This is a genomic window from Palleronia pontilimi (assembly GCF_016412875.1).
Taxonomy (GTDB): domain Bacteria; phylum Pseudomonadota; class Alphaproteobacteria; order Rhodobacterales; family Rhodobacteraceae; genus Palleronia; species Palleronia pontilimi.
On the sequence record NZ_JAEKPD010000014.1, the window covers coordinates 90,695 to 112,926 of the forward strand.

23 protein-coding genes and 1 pseudogene are annotated in these 22,232 nt (G+C 63.0%); 10 read left to right on the forward strand and 14 right to left on the reverse strand.

Translation table 11 applies throughout. From position 1 onward, the window contains the following. Positions 1-342: 342 nt before the first annotated feature. Together ILP92_RS13695 and ILP92_RS13700 are read right to left on the reverse strand one after the other, a co-directional pair. Entirely contained in the window at positions 343-627 is a 285-nt protein-coding gene (locus tag ILP92_RS13695) for a hypothetical protein (protein WP_198916978.1), read from the reverse strand. A 4-nt stretch (positions 628-631) separates the two neighbouring features. Beyond that, complete coding sequence (locus ILP92_RS13700) at positions 632-1,435, reverse strand: BtpA/SgcQ family protein (protein WP_235971412.1); 804 nt, start codon at positions 1,433-1,435, stop codon at positions 632-634. A gap of 173 nt (positions 1,436-1,608) precedes the next feature. Between ILP92_RS13700 and ILP92_RS13705 the strand changes: the two genes are divergently transcribed. Genes ILP92_RS13705 through ILP92_RS13730 form a run of 6 tightly spaced genes read left to right on the forward strand, consistent with a single transcriptional unit; the run spans position 1,609 to position 6,633 of the window. Next, complete coding sequence (locus ILP92_RS13705) at positions 1,609-2,547, forward strand: ABC transporter substrate-binding protein (protein ID WP_198916980.1); 939 nt, start codon at positions 1,609-1,611, stop codon at positions 2,545-2,547. Positions 2,548-2,605: 58 nt separating this feature from the next. Further along, entirely contained in the window at positions 2,606-3,619 is a 1,014-nt protein-coding gene (locus ILP92_RS13710) for an ABC transporter permease (protein WP_198916981.1), read from the forward strand. After that, positions 3,616-4,386 (forward strand): ATP-binding cassette domain-containing protein, encoded by a 771-nt coding sequence (locus ILP92_RS13715; protein ID WP_198916982.1) that lies wholly within the window; start codon positions 3,616-3,618, stop codon positions 4,384-4,386. The genes ILP92_RS13710 and ILP92_RS13715 overlap by 4 nt, the downstream gene beginning before the upstream one ends. Next, positions 4,383-5,564, forward strand: a complete 1,182-nt coding sequence (locus ILP92_RS13720) for a PfkB family carbohydrate kinase (RefSeq protein WP_198916983.1) — start codon at positions 4,383-4,385, stop codon at positions 5,562-5,564. Before ILP92_RS13715 ends, ILP92_RS13720 begins: the two co-directional genes overlap by 4 nt. Before the next feature lie 11 nt (positions 5,565-5,575). Next, a complete protein-coding gene (locus tag ILP92_RS13725) occupies positions 5,576-6,466 on the forward strand; it encodes a PfkB family carbohydrate kinase (protein ID WP_198916984.1) in 891 nt (296 codons plus the stop codon). Continuing rightward, complete coding sequence (locus ILP92_RS13730) at positions 6,463-6,633, forward strand: hypothetical protein (protein ID WP_198916985.1); 171 nt, start codon at positions 6,463-6,465, stop codon at positions 6,631-6,633. The genes ILP92_RS13725 and ILP92_RS13730 overlap by 4 nt, the downstream gene beginning before the upstream one ends. A 380-nt stretch (positions 6,634-7,013) precedes the next feature. On the opposite strand, the gene ILP92_RS13735 is transcribed toward ILP92_RS13730, so the two are convergent. The 6 genes from ILP92_RS13735 to ILP92_RS13760 all read right to left on the reverse strand — a co-directional run bounded on the left by ILP92_RS13735 (position 7,014) and on the right by ILP92_RS13760 (position 10,861). Beyond that, entirely contained in the window at positions 7,014-7,529 is a 516-nt protein-coding gene (locus ILP92_RS13735) for an IS110 family transposase (protein WP_198916986.1), read from the reverse strand. 203 nt (positions 7,530-7,732) lie between these two features. Beyond that, positions 7,733-8,407, reverse strand: a complete 675-nt coding sequence (locus ILP92_RS13740) for an ankyrin repeat domain-containing protein (protein ID WP_198916987.1) — start codon at positions 8,405-8,407, stop codon at positions 7,733-7,735. Positions 8,408-8,472: 65 nt separating this feature from the next. Then, positions 8,473-8,955, reverse strand: a complete 483-nt coding sequence (locus ILP92_RS13745; RefSeq protein WP_198916988.1) for a GlcG/HbpS family heme-binding protein — start codon at positions 8,953-8,955, stop codon at positions 8,473-8,475. Between the two features lie 89 nt (positions 8,956-9,044). Next, positions 9,045-9,653 (reverse strand): response regulator transcription factor, encoded by a 609-nt coding sequence (locus tag ILP92_RS13750; protein WP_198916989.1) that lies wholly within the window; start codon positions 9,651-9,653, stop codon positions 9,045-9,047. After that, positions 9,650-10,087: a sensor histidine kinase gene (locus ILP92_RS13755; protein WP_198916990.1), complete on the reverse strand. Its 438-nt coding sequence runs from the start codon at positions 10,085-10,087 to the stop codon at positions 9,650-9,652. Before ILP92_RS13755 ends, ILP92_RS13750 begins: the two co-directional genes overlap by 4 nt. 24 nt (positions 10,088-10,111) lie before the next feature. Continuing rightward, positions 10,112-10,861 (reverse strand): sensor histidine kinase, encoded by a 750-nt coding sequence (locus ILP92_RS13760; RefSeq protein WP_198916991.1) that lies wholly within the window; start codon positions 10,859-10,861, stop codon positions 10,112-10,114. A 710-nt stretch (positions 10,862-11,571) separates the two neighbouring features. Between ILP92_RS13760 and ILP92_RS13765 the strand changes: the two genes are divergently transcribed. Beyond that, a complete protein-coding gene (locus tag ILP92_RS13765; protein ID WP_198916992.1) occupies positions 11,572-12,486 on the forward strand; it encodes a LysR family transcriptional regulator in 915 nt (304 codons plus the stop codon). A gap of 291 nt (positions 12,487-12,777) precedes the next feature. On the opposite strand, the gene ILP92_RS13770 is transcribed toward ILP92_RS13765, so the two are convergent. Continuing rightward, complete coding sequence (locus ILP92_RS13770; protein WP_368667891.1) at positions 12,778-13,674, reverse strand: transglutaminase-like domain-containing protein; 897 nt, start codon at positions 13,672-13,674, stop codon at positions 12,778-12,780. A gap of 102 nt (positions 13,675-13,776) precedes the next feature. Here ILP92_RS13770 and ILP92_RS13775 point away from each other — a divergent pair, with 102 nt between their 5' ends. After that, positions 13,777-14,658 (forward strand): transglutaminase family protein, encoded by an 882-nt coding sequence (locus tag ILP92_RS13775; protein ID WP_198916993.1) that lies wholly within the window; start codon positions 13,777-13,779, stop codon positions 14,656-14,658. A gap of 171 nt (positions 14,659-14,829) precedes the next feature. Then, entirely contained in the window at positions 14,830-14,976 is a 147-nt protein-coding gene (locus ILP92_RS13780) for a hypothetical protein (protein ID WP_198916994.1), read from the forward strand. A 630-nt stretch (positions 14,977-15,606) separates the two neighbouring features. On the opposite strand, the gene ILP92_RS13785 is transcribed toward ILP92_RS13780, so the two are convergent. The 4 genes and pseudogenes from ILP92_RS13785 to drt3a all read right to left on the reverse strand — a co-directional run bounded on the left by ILP92_RS13785 (position 15,607) and on the right by drt3a (position 19,392). Further along, positions 15,607-16,035 carry a YybH family protein gene (locus ILP92_RS13785; protein WP_198916995.1) on the reverse strand — a complete coding sequence of 143 codons (429 nt, stop codon included), beginning with the start codon at positions 16,033-16,035 and terminating at the stop codon, positions 15,607-15,609. 253 nt (positions 16,036-16,288) lie between these two features. Further along, on the reverse strand, positions 16,289-18,040 hold the full coding sequence (locus ILP92_RS13790) for a right-handed parallel beta-helix repeat-containing protein (protein WP_198916996.1): 1,752 nt from the start codon (positions 18,038-18,040) through the stop codon (positions 16,289-16,291). Between the two features lie 190 nt (positions 18,041-18,230). After that, positions 18,231-18,329 (reverse strand): annotated as a pseudogene (locus ILP92_RS13795) (IS3 family transposase); the annotation flags it as partial. Next, positions 18,328-19,392 (reverse strand): antiviral reverse transcriptase Drt3a, encoded by a 1,065-nt coding sequence (drt3a, locus tag ILP92_RS13800; protein WP_198916998.1) that lies wholly within the window; start codon positions 19,390-19,392, stop codon positions 18,328-18,330. The gene drt3a and the pseudogene ILP92_RS13795, both read right to left, overlap by 2 nt. A 357-nt stretch (positions 19,393-19,749) precedes the next feature. On the opposite strand from drt3a, the gene ILP92_RS13805 reads away from it, so the two are divergent. Then, positions 19,750-20,904, forward strand: a complete 1,155-nt coding sequence (locus ILP92_RS13805; protein ID WP_198917040.1) for a tyrosine-type recombinase/integrase — start codon at positions 19,750-19,752, stop codon at positions 20,902-20,904. Between the two features lie 162 nt (positions 20,905-21,066). Here ILP92_RS13805 and ILP92_RS13810 read toward each other — a convergent pair. Continuing rightward, positions 21,067-22,220 (reverse strand): IS3 family transposase gene (locus ILP92_RS13810; protein ID WP_235971414.1). Its coding sequence is split into 2 segments (ribosomal slippage): positions 21,067-21,968 and positions 21,968-22,220, totalling 1,155 coding nucleotides; the frame shifts between segments, so codons are not numbered across the junction. Positions 22,221-22,232 lie beyond the last annotated feature (12 nt).

Below are 22,232 nucleotides of genomic sequence, written 5' to 3' on the forward strand. Positions count from 1 at the left end.
TTTGTTCAGGAGGTTACGCAACTGACAGATGCAACCTTCTTCGGACTTGGTCCCAGAGTGCAAGCTGACGCTGCAGATTGCCGCACATCGGCTCCCCGCTGAACGCAGCTGTCAGCTTGGAAAGGCGCAACACCTCCCCAGAGGACAACCCCGCCCGCAGTGCGCGCCTTCGGACTCACGTACTCGAAAGGGGCATAGTGAACGGCTAGGCCAAGGGCTGTCGGTCCGTGATGCGGCGCGGCAGGTCGGCACCCCGCAGCAGAGCTGATCCCGGTGGCGCAGGCAGTCTGGCGGCATGAGCTGCGATCAGCTGAAGCGACGCCCGACCGTCTGGCCCTGGGCTTATCCGCCGGGTGCGGCGGGCCTGAGACCGAGAATGGCGTTCACGACGGCAAGCTTTTCCAAGCAAGTGACGGTGTCGCCGCTGGCGAGCGCCGTTTCGGCATCGAGCCGCGCCCACATCAGACCGGTGGCGAGTTCTTCCTTCATCAAGGGAAGATCCTCCATCGCGGCAAGGCTGCGGTCGAGGCCCGCGCGGCACCGCGCGGCGGGATCTTCCGGCGCGGCGATCGCGCCGAGGCTCGCGGCCACCAGGATCACGGGGCCGAGCGTGCGGATGCTCACCATGGCGTCACGTCCTCAGCGCGCGGGCGGTGTCCATGAACCGGCGCGCGCGATCTCCATCGACGGGATTCCACCAGACGCCGTCCTCTTTCAGGGACGAGCCGATGATGACGCCGCGAGCACGGGACAGGATGCGCTCGGCGTTCTCGACGGTGACGCCCGAGCCCACGATCACCGGCAGTCCGGTCGCGCCGACGATGGTTTCGAGTTCTTCGTTGGTGGCCGCGTCGCCGGTGCGTTGGCCGGTGGCAATCACCACTTCGGCGTCGAAGAATTCCAGGTCGCGCGTCAGTTCCTCGATGGACCTGTCCGCGGTGATGGCGTGGGCGCCGTGCTTGACGTGGCTGTCGGCGAACACCGCGACACCCTCGGCCGCAATGGTCTTGCGATAGCGCAAGGCGCGCGCCGCGTCGCCGTCCAACAGCCCTTCATTCGCCACGTAGGCATTGGCCCACTGGTTCACCCGGATGAACTGTGCGCCGCTGGCCGCCGCGACCGCGAAGGCAGGCAGCGGTGCGTTGGCAAGGATGTTTATGCCGGTGGGAAGACCGGTCGCCTCGATCACCCGGCGTGTGGCCGCCGTCATGAAGGCCGTCGTCTCGGGCCCAAGATCGTCGGGCCGCAGGAAGGGAATATCCCCGTGATTCTCGACGATCAGACCGTCGATCCCGGCCGCCGCGTATGTCTCGGCATCGAAAAGCGCCGCATCGAGGATCTGGTCGAAAGACCGCCCGTCATGGCGCGGGCTGCCGGGGAAGGCCGGGCAGTGCACCACGCCGATCACGGCGCGCTCAGTCTTGAAAATATTCAATATTGCATCGGTATCGGTCGACTTCGATGAAATGTTCACTCGTTTCACTCTCCGCTGCCTATCCGTTGTGCCCTTTTCAAACGCACGCACACCGAAAAAAGGAATGATTTGATTTATCTCCCACATAACGTCACTAATTGAAAATGTTCAATTGCAATAGGGAGTTTGTCAAGATGATCAGCTACGCGAAGACTGCCGCGGGCGCGCTCGTGTCCGGCCTTGTTCTGATGGGTGGTCCCCAGGCGGCCACGGCGCAAGACAACGATTACACCATCTGCTTCGTGACCTTTTCGTTGCAGATCGAGTATTTCCAGCAATCCGTCGAGGGCGGCGAGCGCGCGGCCGAGGATCTGGGTGTCGAGTTGATCGTCTTCGACCCGCAGGCCGACGCCACGCGCCAGGTGACCCTGGTCGAGGATTGCATCGCCCGCCAGGTTGACGCGATCGTCGTGGATCCGATCGAAAGCAATTCGCTGATGGGGCCGATCGAGCAGGCGGCCGAGGCGGGCATTCCCATGGTCACGCTCGACACGCCCATCGACCACCCGAACGTGCTCAGCCTGATCGGCGTCGAGCAATACGCCACAAGCCGTGAATTCGGCCGCTACGTGGCGGGGATCATCGCGGCGAAGATGGACGGTGCGGCCAAGGTCGGCCTGATGATCGCGTCCTCCGAGGTGCAGATCGCCCGGCGCGACGGCTTCGTCGATGCCATCCAGGCCGTGCTGCCCGATGTCGAGATCGTGGCCGAAGGCGACGGCCGCAACATCCTTGAACGTGCCACGTCAGAGGCCGAGAATATGTTGACCGCGAACCCCGAGATCAACGTGATCTACGCGACCGGGGACCCGCAATTGCAGGGCGCGCTGGCCGCAGGCCTCAGCCAGAACCGCGATATCGCCTTCTTCGGCTGGGATGACGTGCCGGACTATTTCATCCCGCCGCTGCAAGAGGGCCGTTTGCAGGGGTTCCTGATGCAGTCGCCCGATTTCAACGGCGAACAGGGCGTGCGTCTGCTGGTCGATCACCTGAACGGCGAAGATATCCCGGCTCGGGTGTCCTATATTCCGACCATAGTGACGCCGTTCAACCTGGAGCAGGTGAACCAGTGATCCTGGACGGGCCGCGCCCCGGCGCGGCCCTCCCCCACGAACCGGAGGCATCCTTTCCGTGAGCGATACGACATCCACCGGCAGCGGGGCCGCCACGCCCACCCGGCGCCAGCTGATCGTCGGGCTGGTCCGTTACGGCATGTTCATCGCGCTGGCGTTGTGGCTGGTGGCGATGAGCCTGGCATCCGAATACTTCCTGACCCCGACCAACATCCTGAACGTCATGCGCCAGGCCGCGCCCGTCATCATCATCGGAGTCGGGATGACCTTCGTGATGGCGACGGCGGGGATCGATTTGTCGGTGGGCTCGACCGTGGCGCTGGTCTCGGTGCTGACCGCGGGCTGGCTGGCGCTGGGCCTGCCCGCCTGGGTGGTGCTGCCGCTTGTGCTGGCCGTGGGGGCCGCCGTGGGGATGGCCAACGGCTTCATCATCACCTTGGGCGTTCCGGCCTTCGTGGTGACGTTGGCGGGCCTGACCTCGATCCGCGGGTTCGCCTTCGTCTATTCCGACGGCTACGCCACGCCGATCACCGATCCGGTGATGATCTGGATCGGTCGCGGCGACATTCTGGGCGTCAACACCCCCTTCGCCATCTCCATCGCGGTGGCCGTGCTGGGCTGGTTCCTCTTGAACCGCACGCGGTTCGGCCTGCACGCCCTGGCCACGGGCGGCCGCGAGGAAGCGGCGCGCGTCATGGGGCTGGCCATCAATCGGATCAAGATCCTGGTCTATGCAATGACCGGCGCGCTGGCCGCGCTGGCGGGAATCGTCGTGTCGGCACGGCTGTCGAACGGCTCGCCCAATTCGGGTGTGATGCTCGAACTCGAGGTCATCGCCGCCACGGTCCTGGGCGGCACCAGCCTGTTCGGCGGCCGGGCGACGATCGCGGGCACGGTCGTGGGCGCGCTGCTGATCTATTTCGTGCGCAACGGTCTGAACCTGCTGGGGGTCAATCCCTACTGGGTGCAGGTGGTCACCGGGATCATTCTGGTGGTCGCGGTGCTGATGAACACCGTTCTGAACCAGAAGGTCGAAAGCTGGGCTCGCGCCGCCGGGGAGGACGAGTCATGAGCGCCAACCTGATCGAAATGCGCAACATCTCGAAATCCTTCGGCGCGGTCACGGCGCTCAGCGATGTGACGTTGACCCTGCCGCACGGTTCGGTCCTGGGCCTGGTCGGCGACAACGCCGCGGGCAAGTCCACGCTGATGAAGGTGCTGGCGGGCGCGATCACCCCCGACCGCGGCAAGATCCTGATCGACGGCGCGCCCGGGCGTTACAGCCACCCCATCGGGGCGCGCGACGCGGGGATCGAAATGATCTATCAGGATTTCGCGCTGGTGCCCGATCTGACCGTCGCGCAGAACATCTTCCTGGGGCGCGAGATCATGCGCAGCGTGGCGGGCGTCCCGATCCTCGACCGGAAGACCATGAGCGCCCGCGCGCGCGAGCTTTTCGCGGGGCTCGGGCTGCGGGTGCCGTCGGTGACGCTGCCGGTCGTGGCGCTGTCGGGCGGCCAGCAGCAGGCCGTCGCCATCGCGCGGGCGACGGCCTTCAACGCACGGCTGGTCATCATGGACGAACCCACGGCCAACCTGGGCGCGCCCGCCATCGAGAAGGTGCGCGAGACCATCACCCGCCTGAAAGAGAACGGCGTCGCCGTCATCATCATCAGCCACCGGCTCGAGGACATCTTCGCCATCGGTGACGCCATGATGGTGATGAAGCAGGGCCGGGTCGTGGGCACCCGCGCCGTGGACGACACCGAAAATGCCGAGATCGTCGAGATGATCGTCACCGGCCGGGATCCGCGGGAACGGACCGCGGTTCCGGCATGAGGCCCAAACCCGGCCTGGCCGATGTCGCGCGGACAGCGGGCGTGTCCATGGGCACCGCGTCGAACGTGCTGAACAATCCGGACCGGGTGCGCCCGGCAACCCGCGCCAAAGTCTATCGCGCCATGCGCGACCTGGGATACGGGCACAAAGGCGTGGTCTTTCCCGCCGATCCGCCCGTCGGCGCCGCCCCCGTCCCCGAATGGGGCGGGGACAGGCCGTTCCTGATGACGCTGGGCTATATCTCGGTCGATTTCCTGGCCCGGATCGACGTGATGCCCCATCGCAACGACCGCGTGACGGGCGAAAGGATCTCGAAGCATCTGGGCGGCCCGGCCGCCAACGTGGCCGTCGCCGCGGCTGGACTCGGGGGCCCGTTTGCCCTGGATGTGGAGCTTGCGACCGCCATAGGCCGCGACCCCGACAGCCTGTGGGCGCTGGAACAGCTGGCGCAGCGCGGCGTGCGGGCCCGCGCCATCCGTCATCCCGAACGCCATCGCCTGTCGCGCTGCATCGTCCTTCTGGAATCCGATGGAAGCCGCACCAAGGTGAACGAACCGCTGACGCTCAGCGGCCCCGAGCTTCTGCCGCGGCTGCCTTCCAGCCCCGTCCGCCGCCGATCGCATCTGCACGCGGATGGCTATCAGGCGGGTGTCATCCTGCCGCTGGCCGACCGGCTGCACGAGCTCGGCTTCACGCTCAGCGTCCATGACACCGGGCTGGATCCAAGCCACTTCTGCGGCGACGGCTTCGCGGATCTGGTGCGCCGCATGGATCTGGCGTTCCTGAACCGCAGGTCCGCCGGTTGGATCCTGGGCCAGTCGCTGGCGACCAGCCATCTGATCGCGGCGTTCGCCAGGCATCTGACCGAGATCGCGGACCGCAACGACGTGGTGCTGACGCTTGGGCCGGATGGCGCGGTGGTGTTTCCACGCGACGCCACCGAGCCTCTGCGCGTCATGGCCCCGTCCACCGACGTGGTCGATGGAACAGGCGCGGGCGACAGCTTCATCGGCTGCTACTTGGCGCAGCGCCTGCACCAGGTCGATCCCGCGATGGCGGCCGAACGGGCCTGCCGGGCCGCCAGCCTGAATATGACCGCCGAGGGCGCGCAAGGCCGCATCGCCAGCGCCGCCGACCTCGGAGTGACCGAGCTTCTTGCCGAAACCGGGGCGCCGTGACCGTCTGGGTCGTGGGCAACGTGACCGAGGACCACACCTTCGCTGTGGATCGACTGCCGCGCGCCGGTGAAACCCGCTTGGCGCGCAGCCACCGGACCGAGTTGGGCGGCAAGGGTCTGAATCAGGCGCTGATCCTCGCGCGCGCCGACATCGCGACGCGGCTGGTCGCCCCGATCGGTCGCGATGCGCCGGGCCGGGCGGCCCGCGCCATGGTCGCGGCCGAAATCCCCGGCGCCACGCTGATCGAAACCGATGCCCCCACCGACCGCTCCATCATCACGGTTGCCGAGGGCGGCGAGAATTCCATCCTTTCGACAGCCGCGGCCGCACGTTCGATGACCCCTGCGGCGGCGGTGGCCGCGCTTGCGGATCTCTCGCCGGGCGACACGGTGCTGTTGCAGGGCAATCTGACGCGCCCCACGACCCGGTCCGTGCTTGAGTTGGCGCGCGCGCGCCGTGCCGCGACCGTTGCGAATCCGTCGCCCATCGAATGGGATTGGACTCCTCTCTGGCCGTTGCTGGATCTGGTCTTCGTGAACGCGCCCGAGCTTGCGCACCTCTCCGGCGCCCGCGACACCACGGGCGGATGCCGCGCGCTGCTCGATCTTGGACTTCGTGAGCTGGTCGTGACGCTTGGCGCGGACGGCGCACTCGCGGCGTCAAGGGAAGGAACCGTCTCGGTGTCGGCAATCGCAGTCGAGCCTGTCGATACCGCCGGTGCCGGGGATACATTCTGCGGGGCCTACCTCGCGGCGACATTGCGCGGACGGTCACCGGAGGCGGCGCTGGGCATCGCCGCCAGTGCCGCGGCTCTGACCGTGGGGCGCCCCGGCACGCACGGCGCCTTTCCCGATCGGACCGAACTGTCGGCTTGCTTCGGAGATCAGGTGGCATCCTCGTGACCAATTACGACCGCCGTCGACTATCGGCTCGGGCCAACCTTGTTCCGCAAGTTCTGGCAGGGATTCTTATTGTGGATAACGTGTTGGCCAAGGTGCGGAGCAGACCGGTTCTTCTGTGCTGCAAGATCACGATCTGGTCGGCGCACCTCGGGCGCGAAGGCGAGTGATCCATCGATTTCACAGTCGAATTAGTGCGTCGGCGCTCTATCAAGACGGTTCCGCTCGCAGACCGCCTGGAGCGACTTCTGAGACGTAATTCATAGCCATCCTTTCTTGGGATAGCTGATAGGTAAAGCAAGCGCCCCGTGACGCGCCCAGCGGCTTTGACGCGACTCCGGCCAAGTATCACGAATTCCCTCGGGCCGCCGCTGTTCATCAGATCGATCCTCATATCGCGAACCCATCGAAGCGACGATGGAGTGAACGCTATATCCCCAGCCCGACCGCAATGCTGATCTCGGATGCCTTTGACGCCAGCCAAAAGACCCAGCGAGAGAGCGCGTAGGAAGTGGGCTTCCCGAGAGCGAACGTCATCTCGATGCTGCGCTTAGGCGAGATGCGTCTCCCCATCGAAAGGTGCCCTGCCCTCGCCAGGTCGCCCGGGATCGACGAGCGGCATCTGATCAAGACGGCCATGACGGAAACCGCGCACCTCGTTGGCCAGATCAATGGTCTTGCTGAGCAAGGCCCTGCGCGTGCTCAAAAGAGCCCGGTTAGAATGGGCCTCACGGCTCTTCAATTGAACGGGACCGAACCAATCCGTCCGCAGGATGTGGGCGATACCGCGCGTATCGTTGAGATCCGTCTTGTTCCGCATCGCATACAGGGCAGCACTCACCTGGCGCGCCTCCATGCAGGCGACGTCAAATCCTTCCGCGGTCAGACCGTAGAACAGATTCCGGCTCAGGGTGCCGGACTCGAAGCAGATGCGTTCGACCCAGACGGAAAGCGCGGCCAGATACGCCGATATCTCCTCGATCTCACAAGGCAGTTCCCGCTCACACGGAACCTTGCCTTTACCGTCAACGACACAAACCGCGCACGAATGCAGCGATACATCCAATCCCGCAAGATACTCCGTTCGAAATCTCACATGTTCACAGTTATCCTGTGCTCTTATCGGGAGTTCGGCCTCCGATCAGGGTCAGCCCAATTACGCATGCTATGGGCCGTCACCCATCAGGACGCCAGGCCTTACGACGCCACCCCATCGACGTCTTACGCAAGCAGGGAAAGCAAAGTCGCGGGCTTTCCAATGTGAGCCGATTAGTCTTCTCTCCGGAGACGTTTGGCCACCTCCTTAAACCCTCGCGCCTCGGCGTGCTGGAGCGGTGTGACACCATCGCGATCGGCCAGCGAGCGATCGGCCCCGGCCGACAGGAGGGCGTCGAGCACCGCCTGATGGTCCGGACCACCATCGCCCAGCACCACCGCCTCCATGACGGCCGTCCAGTGCAGGTTGTTGATGTGGTCGAGCGGTGCGCCCGCATCGATCAGGCGCCGCACCACCTCGGCATGGCCGAGATGGGCCGCGGCGATCAGCGCGGTGCGACGGTAGGGGCTGGTGACAAGAGCCGGATCGTTGCCTAGCGCGATGGCGAGCGACATCAGTTCGGGATCATCTGCCACAGCGGCAATGGTGACGGCATCGTAGGCCTGATGTTCAAATGTATTCATATCGGCCCCTGCCTTGGCGAGGGCGCGCAGCGCGTCATCTTCGGAGGCAAAGGCGGCGACGTGCACCGGCGTCCGGCCACGGGAGTCGCGCGCATTGACGTCGGCGCCGTCCGCTGCGAGTTGAGCGATCCGTGCGACGTCACCTTCATGCGCGGCCCGGAAGAGACCGTCATAGGCCGCGACTTCGCTTGGCGAAGGGGCGGTTTGCGCCCCAACAGGACCCGCAAGTCCGATGAAAAGGGCAATAAGGGGAAGACGGCGCATGTATCTACCTTTCTCGCAATGTTCGTAAGGAAGGGTCCGCGCCCGACGCGCGAACCCCATAGGCCCTATTCGGCGCCGATCGCATCGAGACCGACACGGGCGCAATCCGCGTCGATCTCGCCCGACGGTGCGCCGCCGACGCCGATGCCGCCCACCAGCGCGTCACCGATCCGGATCGGCAGGCCGCCCGCCTGGATCACAAGGCGCGCATCCATGTCGCCAAGGCCATTGTTCTGCGTGTTGTCGGAGGTGAATTCGGCCAGCCTGGCGGTGTCGCGACCAAGACTGGCCGAGGTGAAGGCCTTGCCCGTCGCGCTCGACGCGGTGTGCGGGCCCGAATTGTCGGCCTTCAGAAGCACCTTGGTATTGCCGTCGCGGGCAACGATCGCAACGCTGACGTCGTGACCTTCCGCAGCACAGGCTGCGAGGGCCGCGTTCGCGGCATCACCTGCCATGACGAGCGGCAAATAGGGGCTGGTCGGCAGGTCCTGGGCCACGACGGCCACGGGCGCGGTCAGGGCGGCGAGAAGAGCGGTCGTTCTGAGCATGTCGGTTCTCCTTTGCTGGTAACAGAAAGACACCTACGCCACCGCGGGACCTTGCCCCATTCGTAGAGCGGACCGACGCCTCCGTAGAACTACGGAGCGCTCTCGGCCTCGATCCAGAGACGCGTCATCTCAACGGGCGAGGTCGTTCCGAGCTTGGTCCCGATGGCCGCGCGATGGCTTTCCACCGTCCGAGGCGAGACGTCGAGTGCTCCGGCAATATCGCGGGTCGCAAAGCCGCGCGCCACAAGCGACAGGACTTCGCGCTCGCGCGGGGTCAGCCCGGCCAGAAGTTCAATCGTTTCGCAGTGCTCGGCGTCGGTCTGGGCGGCTCTATTGAGCGCTGCCTGCCCTTTCTGGATCGCGTCGATGAGGTCCTGTTCGTCGATCGGTTTCGACAGGAAGTCGATGGCGCTGTTGCGGAACGCCTTGCGGCAGGCCTCGATGTCGCCGTGGCCCGAGATCACAACCGTCGGCCAGGCCACGCCGCCGACGGCCAGGCGTTCCTGCAGCTTCAACCCGGAGATCGCGGGCATCCGGATATCGAGGATCAGACAGCCCGGATCAAGCTTCGGCAGAGCCGACAAGAAATTCTCGGGGCCGGGAAAGACCCTGACGTCGAGCCCCACCGTCGAGAGCAACAGCGAGAGCGCGTCGCAAACCGCCGCATCGTCGTCGACGAGATAGACCGGCGCTGTCATTCCGCGGCCTCCTTCGCCGCGCGAACCAGCGGCAGGCTGATCCTGAACCGTGCGCCCTCGTGGCTCTCGACCAGCGTCAGATCGTCACCCGCCCGCTCGACCAAGCGATGGCTGAGCGCGAGGCCAAGGCCCGTTCCGCCTTCCCGTGTCGTCACGAACGGGGTGAACAGCCGGTCCCGCACGTCCGGCCGGATGCCGGGCCCGGTGTCGCTGACGTCGATCACTGCCATCTCTCCCTCTAGAGACGCATCAACGGCAACCTTGCGCGCCCCCGCGCTCTCGGCAACCGCATCGAAAGCGTTTTGCATCAGGTTGAAGAGCACCTGCTCCAACTCCACGAGATCGCCCTCAACCAACACCGGCGTCGGTGGCATGGTCAGGTCCAGACGGGCGCCAAGCTCCGCGGCCTGTCCCGCGAGCAGGGTTTCGGCCACGCGGATGCATTCCCTTAAGGTCGATCATTTCCGCATTCCGCTCCCGCGGCCGGGTCCACGTCCGCAGACGCTCCAGTATGGCGGAGGCGCGCCGCGTCTGTCTGACCACGTCGTCGAGAATTCCCGTGACGCGGTCCGTGTCGCCCCGTGCGCCAGGTGCCTAGCCGCCTGGGCCTGCGCAAGGATCGCCGTCAAAGGCTGGGTCAATTCGTGCGCCATCCCGCTTGCCATCTCGCCAAGCGCATTCACTCGGGAGGCATGGCTGAGACGGGTCTCGAGGCCACTCAACTCGGCGCTCGCTTCGGCCGCGCGCACCTTGGCGCGTTGTCGTCCGATCGTGCGCAGAGCGACGCCGCCGAGTACGATCAGGGCGAGGACGAGGGCCACCCGGCCCGGCGGCAAGATATCCGATACCGTCACGCGGATCGCGATCTTTAGCTCGAGCGGCTGGGTGCCGCTCGAAAGCGCGCGGGTAAACTGCGGCGCGCGCGCATCGCCGGCCACACCGACAAGCGGCGTGCCGTCGGGAAGCGCCAGCCGCCGCGTCGCCTCGGCACGCATCCAAAAGGCGGGATCGCCATCAAGCAGGGCCACGGCGTCGATAACAAGCGCGAGCCCGTGGCGGGCCGTCTCGGAATTCGGACTCCGTTTCACGACCAGATAGGCCGGGCTGTCAGAGGGATACCGCACCAGGACCGGAGCGCCCGTCGAGCGTTCGGCTGTCGCGCGAATGAGATCCCGGAGTTCAGCCTCGTGGATCCCGATCTCCAGCACCCCACCCGCCCCGTCGAGCGGCACGAGTGAGATGCCGATGATCCGGGGGAGGACCGCATTATCGCGCTCGCAACCTCTTGAAAGAGGTCCTGACGCTGCTCCGCACCGGCCACCGCGATCGCCGACAGGGCCGTCAGGTGCGCATCATGCTGATCGACGCGATGCGATGCGATGGCGTGAAGGCGCTCGCTTTCCGTCGTCAACTCACTCAGCCGTGCGCTGCGTTCGAAACCTGCAATTGCCGCCCGCCGGACAGCCGCACAGCAGAAACCAAGCGAACACCTGGACCAGGGAGCGGCGCACAAGATTTCTGACTGATCGCATTCTCTCTGCCACGTATCCGGTTCCGGTGCGAGCGATGCTGTCGGCGCATCGCGAAGTCGGGGCGAGCATAGCCTCTTGGCGCGGTCTTGAAATCCGTAGGACTACAGAGGCCAGTCGGAGTGGCTACGACAAACCTGTGGGTCGCGCAGGAACGTCATCTCGCCGACGGCGTCACCGAACACCTCTCTGTGCACGGCGTGGAAGTCCTGAAGCTCGGCCCCGACGGGGGTATGCGAGACGCGGCAGATGGATACGAGCATTGTCATGTTGTGTCCTTTCAAACAGCGGGTGCCCTGGCCTTGTGCCGGGCATGTCGAAGGGTGACATGAACGGGTTTGCACGAGTATACCCGCATTATCGTCTTTATGATTCCATGAGATCGAACAATGATTGATCAGCTCAGAACCATGGCGATCTTTCAGGCGGTGGCCGAGCTTGGATCGTTCCGGCAGGCCGCCAAGACGCTGAATCTGTCGCCCTCGGTGATCAGCCATCACGTCTCGAAGCTCGAGGAACAATTGGGCACGCCGCTCCTCTACCGCTCCACGCGCCGCATGTCGCTGACCGATGCGGGTGCCGAGCTTCTGGCGGCCAGTCAACGGATGACCGCCGCCGCCCTGGATGGGCTGTCAGCCGTGCAGCGGCGCGCGAAGCAGCCCACGGGAACACTGACGATCGCGGCGGCGACCCCATTCGCGCAAAGCCCCTATGTCGAGGCATTCACCCGCTTTGCGCAGACGTTCCCCGACGTGCATCTGAAGGTCCAACTGGATGACACCACAGTTCCACTGGAGGGGTCGACCGTCGATGTTGCCATTCGCGGCCGCACACACGACCTGGACGACAGCAGCTACAAGGCGCGCAAACTGGGCATGGTTCAGTTCTGTGTCTTCGCAGCCCCGTCCTACGTGCACGGTCGGCCAAGACCCCAGTCGATGGAGGATCTCGCCGACTGGGATTGGATTCAAAGCCCGCCCATCTCCTGGTCTGCCTTCGCGACCTTGGCTGACGGGACTGTCCCCAGTCGGTCTCCGAGGATCGTCGCGACCTGCAACAATTTCGCGATGGCCCGCAAGTTCGTCGAAGATGGTCTGGGGTTCATGATCGAAACCTACCCGCTCGTTGCCGACGACTTTCGCGCGGGGCGCCTGGTCCAATTGGTGCCGCGCGTAAAACTCCGTCCGATCGACGTTTACGCGATCTACCCGGCGAACAGCCCGAAAGATGGGCTCGCGCATCTGTTCGTCGATTTCATGATGGGACAACCCTGGGCCGCAGAGCACAGTTTCGGCGTCCGGTGATCGCTCCGTTGCAGCATGAGCGAGGACGGCGAACGGCGGCTCATGGTCGGGAAGCGGCAGTCCTTGGGGACGCGAAGGGTCGATCCAGCTGGGGCGCCGCAAGTCGGTTTCGAGCCCTGAACGACTGATGCCGCGGAACGGGCGAATGTCGGGTTCGGTGGATCGGCGCTGCAGTATTGGCAAGGTGTTTCGTATGATCCTGCGCTCGCCCGTGTAGGTGCGCCGCGCGCCGAAAAGGACGCTATTGCAACCGTTGGATCTTTCCGTTCAATCGCCGCACGCGGGTGCGGGCTATCGATGGACTCTCGCTGAGGATGGAAAGACCAATGGCTCGCTTTCGGGACGTGTCGCGAGCATTTCCAGGAGGCTTTCGTCGTTCGGCGCGCCCTCGACCTCGTCTGTCCAGACCCTGAAAAGCCGCAGATCGTAGGGGCCGAAAGACGTGATCATGGCAACGTCGGACGCATCCGCGCCCCGCACCATCGGCAACCGACCGATCCGCCTGGTATTGTAGCGGGCGTCGAAAACGAACCAACGTCCGCCCAGATAGACCTCGAACCAAGCGCAGAAATCTCCGGGACCGGAATCCGGGACGCCGATATCGCCCAGATACCCGCTGGCATAGCGGCTGGGGATGTTCATCGCCCGGCATAGGGATATTGCAAGATGGGCGAAGTCGCGGCAAACGCCGGTCTTTTCGCGGTTAACCTCCGATGCGGTCTTGCTGGAGCGGGCGAACTTGTAACCGAAGCTGATCTCGGAATGCACGAAATCGCAGATCGCCTGGACACGCGGCCAGCCCGGCGGCGTGGAGCCGAACGTCGCCCAGGCCATATCGGACAGGTTGTCGCTGTCGCAATAGCGGCTGGCCATCAGATGCGTCAGATGCGCGTCGGCAACGGCGTCGATCGCGTGCTGCTCGGCATCCGGCACCAGAGGGTCCGGCGCGCCATCGACTTCGGCCACGCAATCGGACCAGAGCCGAAGTGATCCCTTCGGCGCCACGAGCCGGGTGATACGATTGCCATATCCGTCAAGGAATTCGCGGGTCGGGATCATCGGCTCGGTGCGCACCCGGTCCTCGCCCACCAGCCGGGCGTCCAGTGTGCTGTGGGCCGAAAGCGCCAGTATCATCGGCACATCGGCGCCGCTTTCGATCTCGATCTCGAAGCCGAAACGTATGAACACGACATTCTATCCTGTTGGGTTTGGAACCGACGCTGCCCGATCGGGCTTCTCATCATGCCGGTACACCACCCAAAGCTCCGGCAGGCAGGAATTGTTCCCCCCATGCCCGACCTCCTGCGTATCGTCCACCGAACCGAGTATCGCTACGACCGCGTGGTCCAGTTCGGTCCGCACCGCCTGATGCTCCGCCCGCGGGATGCCCATGACCTGTGGGTCGAGGACGCCTCGCTTTCAATCTATCCTCCGGCGCAGCTTCGCTGGAAGTTCGATCCGTTCGGAAATTCGGTCGCAAGCGCCAGCTTCACCGATCCGGCGGACCGTCTGAGCGTGACAAGCACTTTGCTGCTGCGCCGCTATTCGACCGAGAACCGCCGTGGCGGTCTGGGATCTTCGACGGCGCCTTTTCCATTCGAATACAGCGCCGACGAGAAGGTCGATCTTCGGCCGTTCCGGCGCATGCACGACCCCGAGGACGAGACCATAATCTCCGGCTGGATCGACCGGGTCTTTCCCGGACGTCCCGCCACCGCGCTGGCATTTCTCAGCGATCTCGCCACAGCGATTCACGGCGCCATCAGCTATTCTCGGCGCGATGAGATGGGAACCCAGACCGCGGCCGAGACGATCCGCACGGGCCGCGGGACGTGTCGCGACTTCGCCTTTCTCTTCATGGAAACGGCGCGAAGCTTCGGTTTCGCCGCGCGGTTCGTCACTGGATACCTTCACGATGCCAGGGCCGAAAGCAGGGGCATGGTCGGGGGCGGCGCCACCCATGCCTGGGCCGATGTCTACGTTCCCGACGAAGGCTGGATCGAGTTCGACCCGACCAACCGGATCGTGGGCGGCGCTCCGCTGATCAGGGTCGCCACGACGCGAACCCCACGCCAGGCCTCGCCCATATCCGGCAGCTTCGTCGGCAGGGGCGCCGCGCTCCGCGGGCTCGATGTCGTCGTCGACGTGACCAGTGAGCATGTCCGCGACTAAGACCGCTTCTGGCGCCCGTGTCGTGGCAACGCCGATCACACCCTTTCGTGGCGGAACGCACAGCGCCCGGTTCCCGGCGACGGCGTCGAGGCGGTCAGGCGCAAACAGGGCGACCCCCTTCTCTCCAACTCGCGGGTTACCCAGCAGAACAATCCGTGATGGAAGCAAATCATGATCGACAGCCCGATCGCCACCCTGGTTGCCGAGGCTATCGACATCATCGGCAAGACCCAGAAGGAAATCGCCGAGGACGCGGGCTTTCCCCGGCCCAACGTCATCTCGATGCTGCGCTCGGGCGAGATGCGCCCCCCCCATTGAGCGCGCGCCCGCGCTGGCATACGCTCTTGGTATCGACGAGAAGCACATGATCGCGACCGCCACCGCGGAATACATGCCAGAGACCTGGACAAAAGCCGCTCGCGCCTCTCTGCCCGTGCCCGAACTCCAGACCGGCATCGAGTGCCCAGCGCCCGTTTTCCAGCAGTATTAGGCGCTCTGCACGTCATAGCGCTCAACCTACTCGGAAATACTGACGCAGTTGCTAGCTCGACTCTTGGCTGCGCAAAGACTTTCCGTGCAATCGTCGCCGACGCCGCTGGGCAGGCAAGAAGCTTGTTTATTGCGGCTTGGTGGGATGCGCTTACTGCCCTTGCGGACCTTTGCCAATTAGCCATCGCTGCGGCGCAGCGTCCTTGTCACGAACACTTGTTCAACCGGCAGCACGCGCACCCAGCCCGGTGTCCGCAGCGCGGAACCTTCCCGCCGTTCACATTCTTCGCGCGGGTGGCCGGTATCTGCCGTTCGCTGTCGTGGCGCGCTTCCTACACGTCAGCTCCTCGCTCCTCGCGGCAGACGCGACTGGCACTCGGGCCAGGCAGAAACGCGACAGTTAAAATCATCCCTTCGCTCGCTTGACGCGCCTTAAGGGCCTAGAGCATTTGATGCTTCCTACGGCGCGTCGTTCCAGGTTTCCACCAAAATGCGCCAAGTGCCGTCATCTTCCTTACGGTAGATCAGGACATAGTTACCGGAACCGGTGCCCATGGCATCCCCCTTGGGAAAATCGATGGTATTATCGCCCACGACATATCCAAGATTGCCGTCATGCCCGATCTCCGTGGCATCAAGCTGGATATTCTCAAGGCCTGCATCGAAATCACCTTGCAAGGCCGCTTCAATGGCGTCACGACCTACCGTCCGGCTTCCATCCGGAGGTAAACGCATTGCGTCTTCGGTATAGAGATCGGCCAACCCGGCGGCGTCACCCGCGTTGAAGAGTTCTTGCCATTTATCTTCTGCTTCGCGCAGTTGGTCTTCTACCGACTGTGCGGTCACCGCGTTCCCAGCCGTTACAAGAGCGGCGGCTGCCAGCAGCATTACTATAGTATTTCTCATCGAACCTCCTATCCATTTGATTTTATTATCTTATTGGATTTCCCCCGACTGCAATATCGTCAGAGGCGGCGCTTGAAAAATATCTTCGATGTCCACGGTATCGCTGTTCTGCATTTCGATCAACGCTCTTGAAATTAAGCTGTTCTCAGGCGCGTGTTTCCAATCTGTGCGCGATTTCCAACCGTATAGAACGGCTGGCGCGGTCGTGGCGGTTTTCAGCGCAGCTGTCGCACATCTAGCGTGGGCCGCTGCAAGCCACCCCTACGGAGCCGTAGCGCAGAGCTTGGATCGCGCGCTTGACAGGCGCCGGAAGATCGCACGAAACCTCCTGACCCGCCTGTGCGGCGCGCAGCGCAGCCACCTCGCCCGGTAGCCCGTCGATCGCAGCCGCGTCTGCCGTCACGATCGCGAGACATGCATCAAGACCCGCCGCGTCCGGGTCTTCCTGGCCCAGACGCGAAGCGAGCCGCTCCAGTTCGGTCCAGAGCGCCGCAGTGCCATCGCCGCCCGACTCCCGCTGGAAGCGCAGACGCGACTTCTCGCTTCGGCACAGATAGCGCTCATCGGTCTCGGCAAGGTTGGCTGCAACATCGGGCGGCAGCTCGGCGGGCCACCAGTCTCTCAGACAGTGCATGCAGCCTGGCCCGTCGAGGAAACGCGCCAGTGCTTCGGGGTCCGAGAGCCCTTTCTCTGACAGAATCCGCGCCGTCGGCGACAGCGTATCCGGCTTGCCTCGAAACTCGATCGGGAGAGACGTCGTCAAGCGATATCCGTCCTCGATAGGCACAAGCCATGTGGACGGGCCGGAAGCCCAGACATGGTTGTCCGCAAGGTCGTGAGGAACCTCTGTTCCGTGCAGCAAGACGATGGCATTGCGCTCCTGGAAGATGCGATTGCCGTGACAAGATCCAATACAGGATGGTACCCGCACCCCGCCGCCCACCTGCAGACCTAGCTTAGCATTTCCCCAAAGCTCGTTTGCCTTCATTTCGGCAACATTTGAGCTTTCGATACTAATGCCTACCTCAGCGTTCCCGTGGAAGCGGTTGCCGCGCAGCTTGGCCTCCGAGGGCGCGTCGGGGCTGTCGAGGACGCGCAGGAGCAAGATACCCGAGCGCTGGTTCTCCCAGCATTCGTTATCCGCGATCTCCGAGGCGTGGGCGGAGATAAGGACGAGACCGGCCCCGGCGTTCCCGTGGCAGCGGTTGCCGCGCCGCTTGGCCTCCGAGGGCGCGTCGGGGCTGTCGTGGCCGCGCGCGAGCACGATACCCGAGCGCTGGTTGTCCCAGCATTCGTTCTCCGCGATCTCCGAGGCGTGGGAGGAGATAAGGACGAGACCGGCCCCGGCGTTACCGTGGCAGCGGTTGCCGCGCAGCTTGGCCTCCGAGGGCGCGTCGGGGCTGTCGTGGCCGCGCTCGAGCACGATACCCGAGTTCTGGTTGTCCCAGCCTTCGTTCTCCGCGATCTCCGAGGCGTGGGAGGAGATAAGGACGAGACCGGCCCCGGCGTTACCGTGGCAGCGGTTGCCGCGCAGCTTGGCCTCCGAGGGCGCGTCGGGGCTGTCAAGATCGCGCCGGAGCATGATACCCGAGCGCTGGTTCTCCCAGCATTCGTTTTCCGCGATCTTCGATGCGTGAGAGGAGGCAAGACCGATACCGGCCTGGGCGTTGCCGTGGCAGCGATTGCCCCCGATCAGGTCTGCTCGGGAGTGCAGCAAGTATAGCCCCGTTCCCTGCCCACCTTCGGTCACGCTGTTCGATATGCGCGTGCCCTCACCTCTGCGCAAGCAGATGCCGTGCGCCGACTGTGCGCCAGAAATGGAGACATTCGTAATCCGCCCGTGGGCGACATCGTCGAACCAGAGGACGCCCCACTCAACCATTGCTGTCTCGCCTGCGGCAAAGGGCGGGTCGTCCGGCTCACGGCGAAGCAGCACGCCGTTTGCGACGACCTCTACGGCCACGCCCTCGACCGCCACGTTGGCCACCCCTCGCGCTTCGATCGCGGGCCCTGAACCGCCGTGGACAAGGCGTGCGTCAGTTCCCGCTAACGTCACTCCAGTCCGGAGCCTGAGCGTTTCGCTTCCCGTATAGACGCCCGGTGTCAATCGAACCGTGTCGCCGGGCGCCGCACGCTCCAACGCCGCAGCGATACTTGACCTTCCCCCGCGGTTACGTGCGCTTGTGGTTCACGAGGAGACCTTCCCGACGCAGCATCGCGTGCAGGCGCAGATAGCCATAGCGACGGTTCTCCGACGCCAGCTCCTTCATGCGTTTAATTGCGGCCTCGTCGTCTTTCGGCAGTGGTCGGTATTGCTGCACCGCTGTCGATGAGGCTATAAGTGTGCTGTAGTCCGGCACTTCGTTTCTTTTGTTGCCGTTCATCAAAGAACTGGTAACCACACGTTAAAATGCGAACACGGTCGCGCAGGTCCTCGAAATTGCCATCGGACAGGTACTGCAAAAACGACTTCACAATTCGTGTCTTGTTTTTCTTCACTTTTGATGCAGCAATATCTAGTTCCACAACTCTAAAACATGGTTTCTTTTTGTTGGTTTGATAGATGGTAAACCTGAACCCGAGGTAGTCGAAGCTGTGTTCTGCGGAAGGGTTGTTTGCCTTAGCCCCTCCAAACACAAAGACCTTTGACTTCGTGAAGTTGAGCCGAAGGCCATTTGGCAGCGCCCTCTCGATCTGCTTTTTCAGTGCCCTTGCACTATCAAGCTCTGGCAAAATCAAAATAATATCATCGACGTAGCGGGCGAAATAATGGGCTTGCAAGGTTTCTCGCATATTGCGGTCAAAATCTTGCATGTAGAATTCGCTCAGTTCTGCGCTAATTGCCAAGCCAGGAGGAAGACCCGAAACGGAATTACTTTTGCATTGGTGAATAAACGAGCCAAGAACAGCACGTGTGCTAGGAGCAGTAACCAATCTTCTTTTGAGTTGGCCAATTAGGACATCTTGATCGATAGATGGGTAAAAATTCTTTATGTCCATCTTTGCAATAGTAAACGGGATGCCTTCTTCGCAGAACAACTTTAATCGACGGACGATTTCCATTCGGCTGCTTTGCTTGGCTCCTGTGATTCTTCTAATGTTTTGCGCCGCTTTCCTAAGTACCAAATCGGACGCTAGATTATTGACTTGATATATTCTCCGACCAGCCAAATCATTCGGCGTCAACGGTAGAGAAGGAAAGCCATTTCTTGCTGTGTGGGCTGCACTAGCGATAACAGCAGCTTTGTATGGGTCGCCCATAAGCGCTGGTTGTTTTAAGAAATCGTTTTTCGTCAGGTGCCGAGCAAGCGATGCAGTGCTAAAAGTGGGATCATGCATACGTGGAACCTACGAGTATCAATTTCTTGAATTCGCCTTAGAATAGAACGAACACCACAGACACACCAGCGTTCAGCTAGGTGCATAATTGATATGCAGTTCATATCATCGCATTTGACACCCATACGGCACCCAAGCGGGATATGGCAGTCACAGCCATCGCTGAAACAACAGAAATTATCCAAATAAATCAAATAGCTAAATGGTGCCCGGGGGCGGCATAGCATTCCAGTCTCAGCAGGCCCCATGTAATGCCATATCTGTCTGTAAAACATGGATTTTCCTGATCCAATGCTCTCAGGGAAACTTGCGCCGTCGCAACAAATCCTATACGTCTTGGGGGATAATCTGGGGGATATGTCCTTGGGGAACCTAACAGCTCTCTTCATCAAATCCGCGCCGCCGGGCAAGCACGAGGATGGCGATGGCCTGCGACTGATCAAGCGCGAGGATGGCGGCGGTCAATGGGTCTTCCGCTACACGCTTTACGGACGCAGACGGGAGATGGGTCTCGGCGGCCTGAAGGCCCTCTCCCTGAAGGACGCCCGGGACGTCGCCTCGGGGTACCGGACCTTGGTCGCCAAAGGTAAAGACCCCATCGAACATCGGCGCAGACAACGCCAGGACGCCATGCGCAGTCGGCATCTCCTCAAGGATGTCGCGCTGGACGCTTTCGAGAGCCGCAAGGCCGATCTCAAGGGGGACGGGACTGCGGGGCGATGGTATAGCCCGTTGGAGCATCATGTGCTTCCGAAACTCGGGCAAATGCCCGTCGCTGAGATTACCCAAAGCGATGTCCGGGACGCCCTTATGCCGATCTGGCATTTGAAGGCTGCAACAGCGACGAAGGCCGCCAATCGCCTCAGGATCGTCCTGGACCATGCAGCCGCCTTGGGACTCGATGTCGACCTGCAGGCGGTTGCCAAGGCGAAGCAGCTCTTGGGGCGGCAACGGCACCAGGTGACGTCGATCCCGAGCATGCCATGGGTGGATGTGCCCGCGTTCTACGCCTCGCTCGAGGACCCGACGATCACGCATCTGGCGCTGCGACTGCTTATACTCACAGGGCTTCGCTCGCGGCCCGTGCGCTTCGCCCGGCTGGACGAGATCGAAGGGGATATCTGGACCGTACCCGCGAACAACATGAAGGCGCGGGTTGGCGCTGCGGAAGATTTCCGTGTCCCCCTGAGCAAGGAGGCGCAACGGGTCATCAATCTCGCCCGCCCTTACGAGCGCGATGGCTATCTGTTTCCATCAGTCCGCAAGGGAGTCATCAGTGACGCAACCATGGCGCGGCTGATGGAGCGCCGAGGGCTTGAGGCCCGTCCGCATGGCTTCAGGTCCAGTCTGCGGACATGGCTTGCCGAAGAGACAGACGCCCCGCATGAGGTGGCAGAAATGGTCTTGGCGCACCTGTCCGACAGCAAGGTCGTCCGGACCTATCGCCAGACCGACTTCCTGGATCAGCGACGGCCTTTGATGGACCGCTGGGCAAAGTACTGTACGGGGTAATGCCACCGAAGTCGGCGCGAGCCGCTGACCTCTAAAGCACTACTAGCTCGAAGGCACTTCTCCTTCCCGGTCCGAATCAAACCCCCTCTTCCCCTTTTCGGCCCAGACCTCACGCGCATGATCTGAGGTACTCCCCGATCATTGGACAGGATCTGGCGTAAATTAAGCTACTCGTTGCACCTGCTGATCGGGTTGGTTGATATCATTTCTCTGCCAATAGACCAGCGCCGGTGGCTTGCCGCCCAAGGCCGAATGCGGGCGCTGGTGGTTGTAGAAGGTCATCCACTTCTGGATGGCCACCTTCGTCTCCGATCCTGTCTCCCAGGCATGCAGGTAGACGCACTCGTATTTCAGGGTGCGCCACAGCCTCTCGATGAAGATGTTGTCGAGGAACCGGCCTTTCCCATCCATCGAGATCCGCACGCCAGACCGACGTAGCCGATCCGTCCAGGCGAAGGACGTGAACTGGGATCCTTGATCTGTATTCATGATCTCAGGCGGCCCGAACTTGTGGATGGCCTCGTTCAGCGCGTCGACGCAGAAGTCGGCCTCCAGCGTGTTCGAGATCCGCCAAGACAGAACCTTGCGGGTGTGCCAGTCCATGATCGCCACGAGGTAGAGGAACCCGCGCCGCATGGGCAGGTAGGTGATATCCGAGCACCAGACCTGGTTCGGGCGATCCACCTGCAGACCTCTCAGCAGGTAGGGATAGGTCTTGTGCCCCTTCGCGGGCCTGCTGGTATTGGGCTTCTGGTAAATCGGCATCAGCCCCATGAGGCGCATTAGCCGCCGTATCCGCTTCTCGTTCACCAGGTGTCCGTCGTTACGCAGATGCCAGGTCATTTGCCGGACACCGAAGAACGGCGTCTCCAGGAACTGCTCGTCGATACGCCGCATCAGGCCGAGGTTCTGTTCGGTCTCGCCCTTGGGTGTGTAGTAGAAAGACGAGCGCGCGATCGACAACAGCCTGCACTGCTGCCCGATCGACAGATCTGGGTGGCCCGGCTCGATCATCCCGCGCCTCACTTTCCGCCCCAGGGCTTCAGCTTTCGTTCCAAAAAAGAGTTGGCCACCGCCAGCTCCCCGATCTTGGCGTGGAGCTCCTTCACCTGCTCCTCGTCAATCTCAGGCTTCTTACGGCCCCCACGTTCGAACACCTCGGACGCGCCTTCAAGCAGCGCTCGCTTCCATTGATGGATCATCGTCGGATGCACCCCGAAACGGCTGGCCAGTTCGGCGGCCGTCTCTTCACCCTTCAGGGCTTCCAGCGCGACCTTCGCCTTGAACTCAGGCGCGTGCTGCTTCCGTTTCGACATCTCTGATCTCCT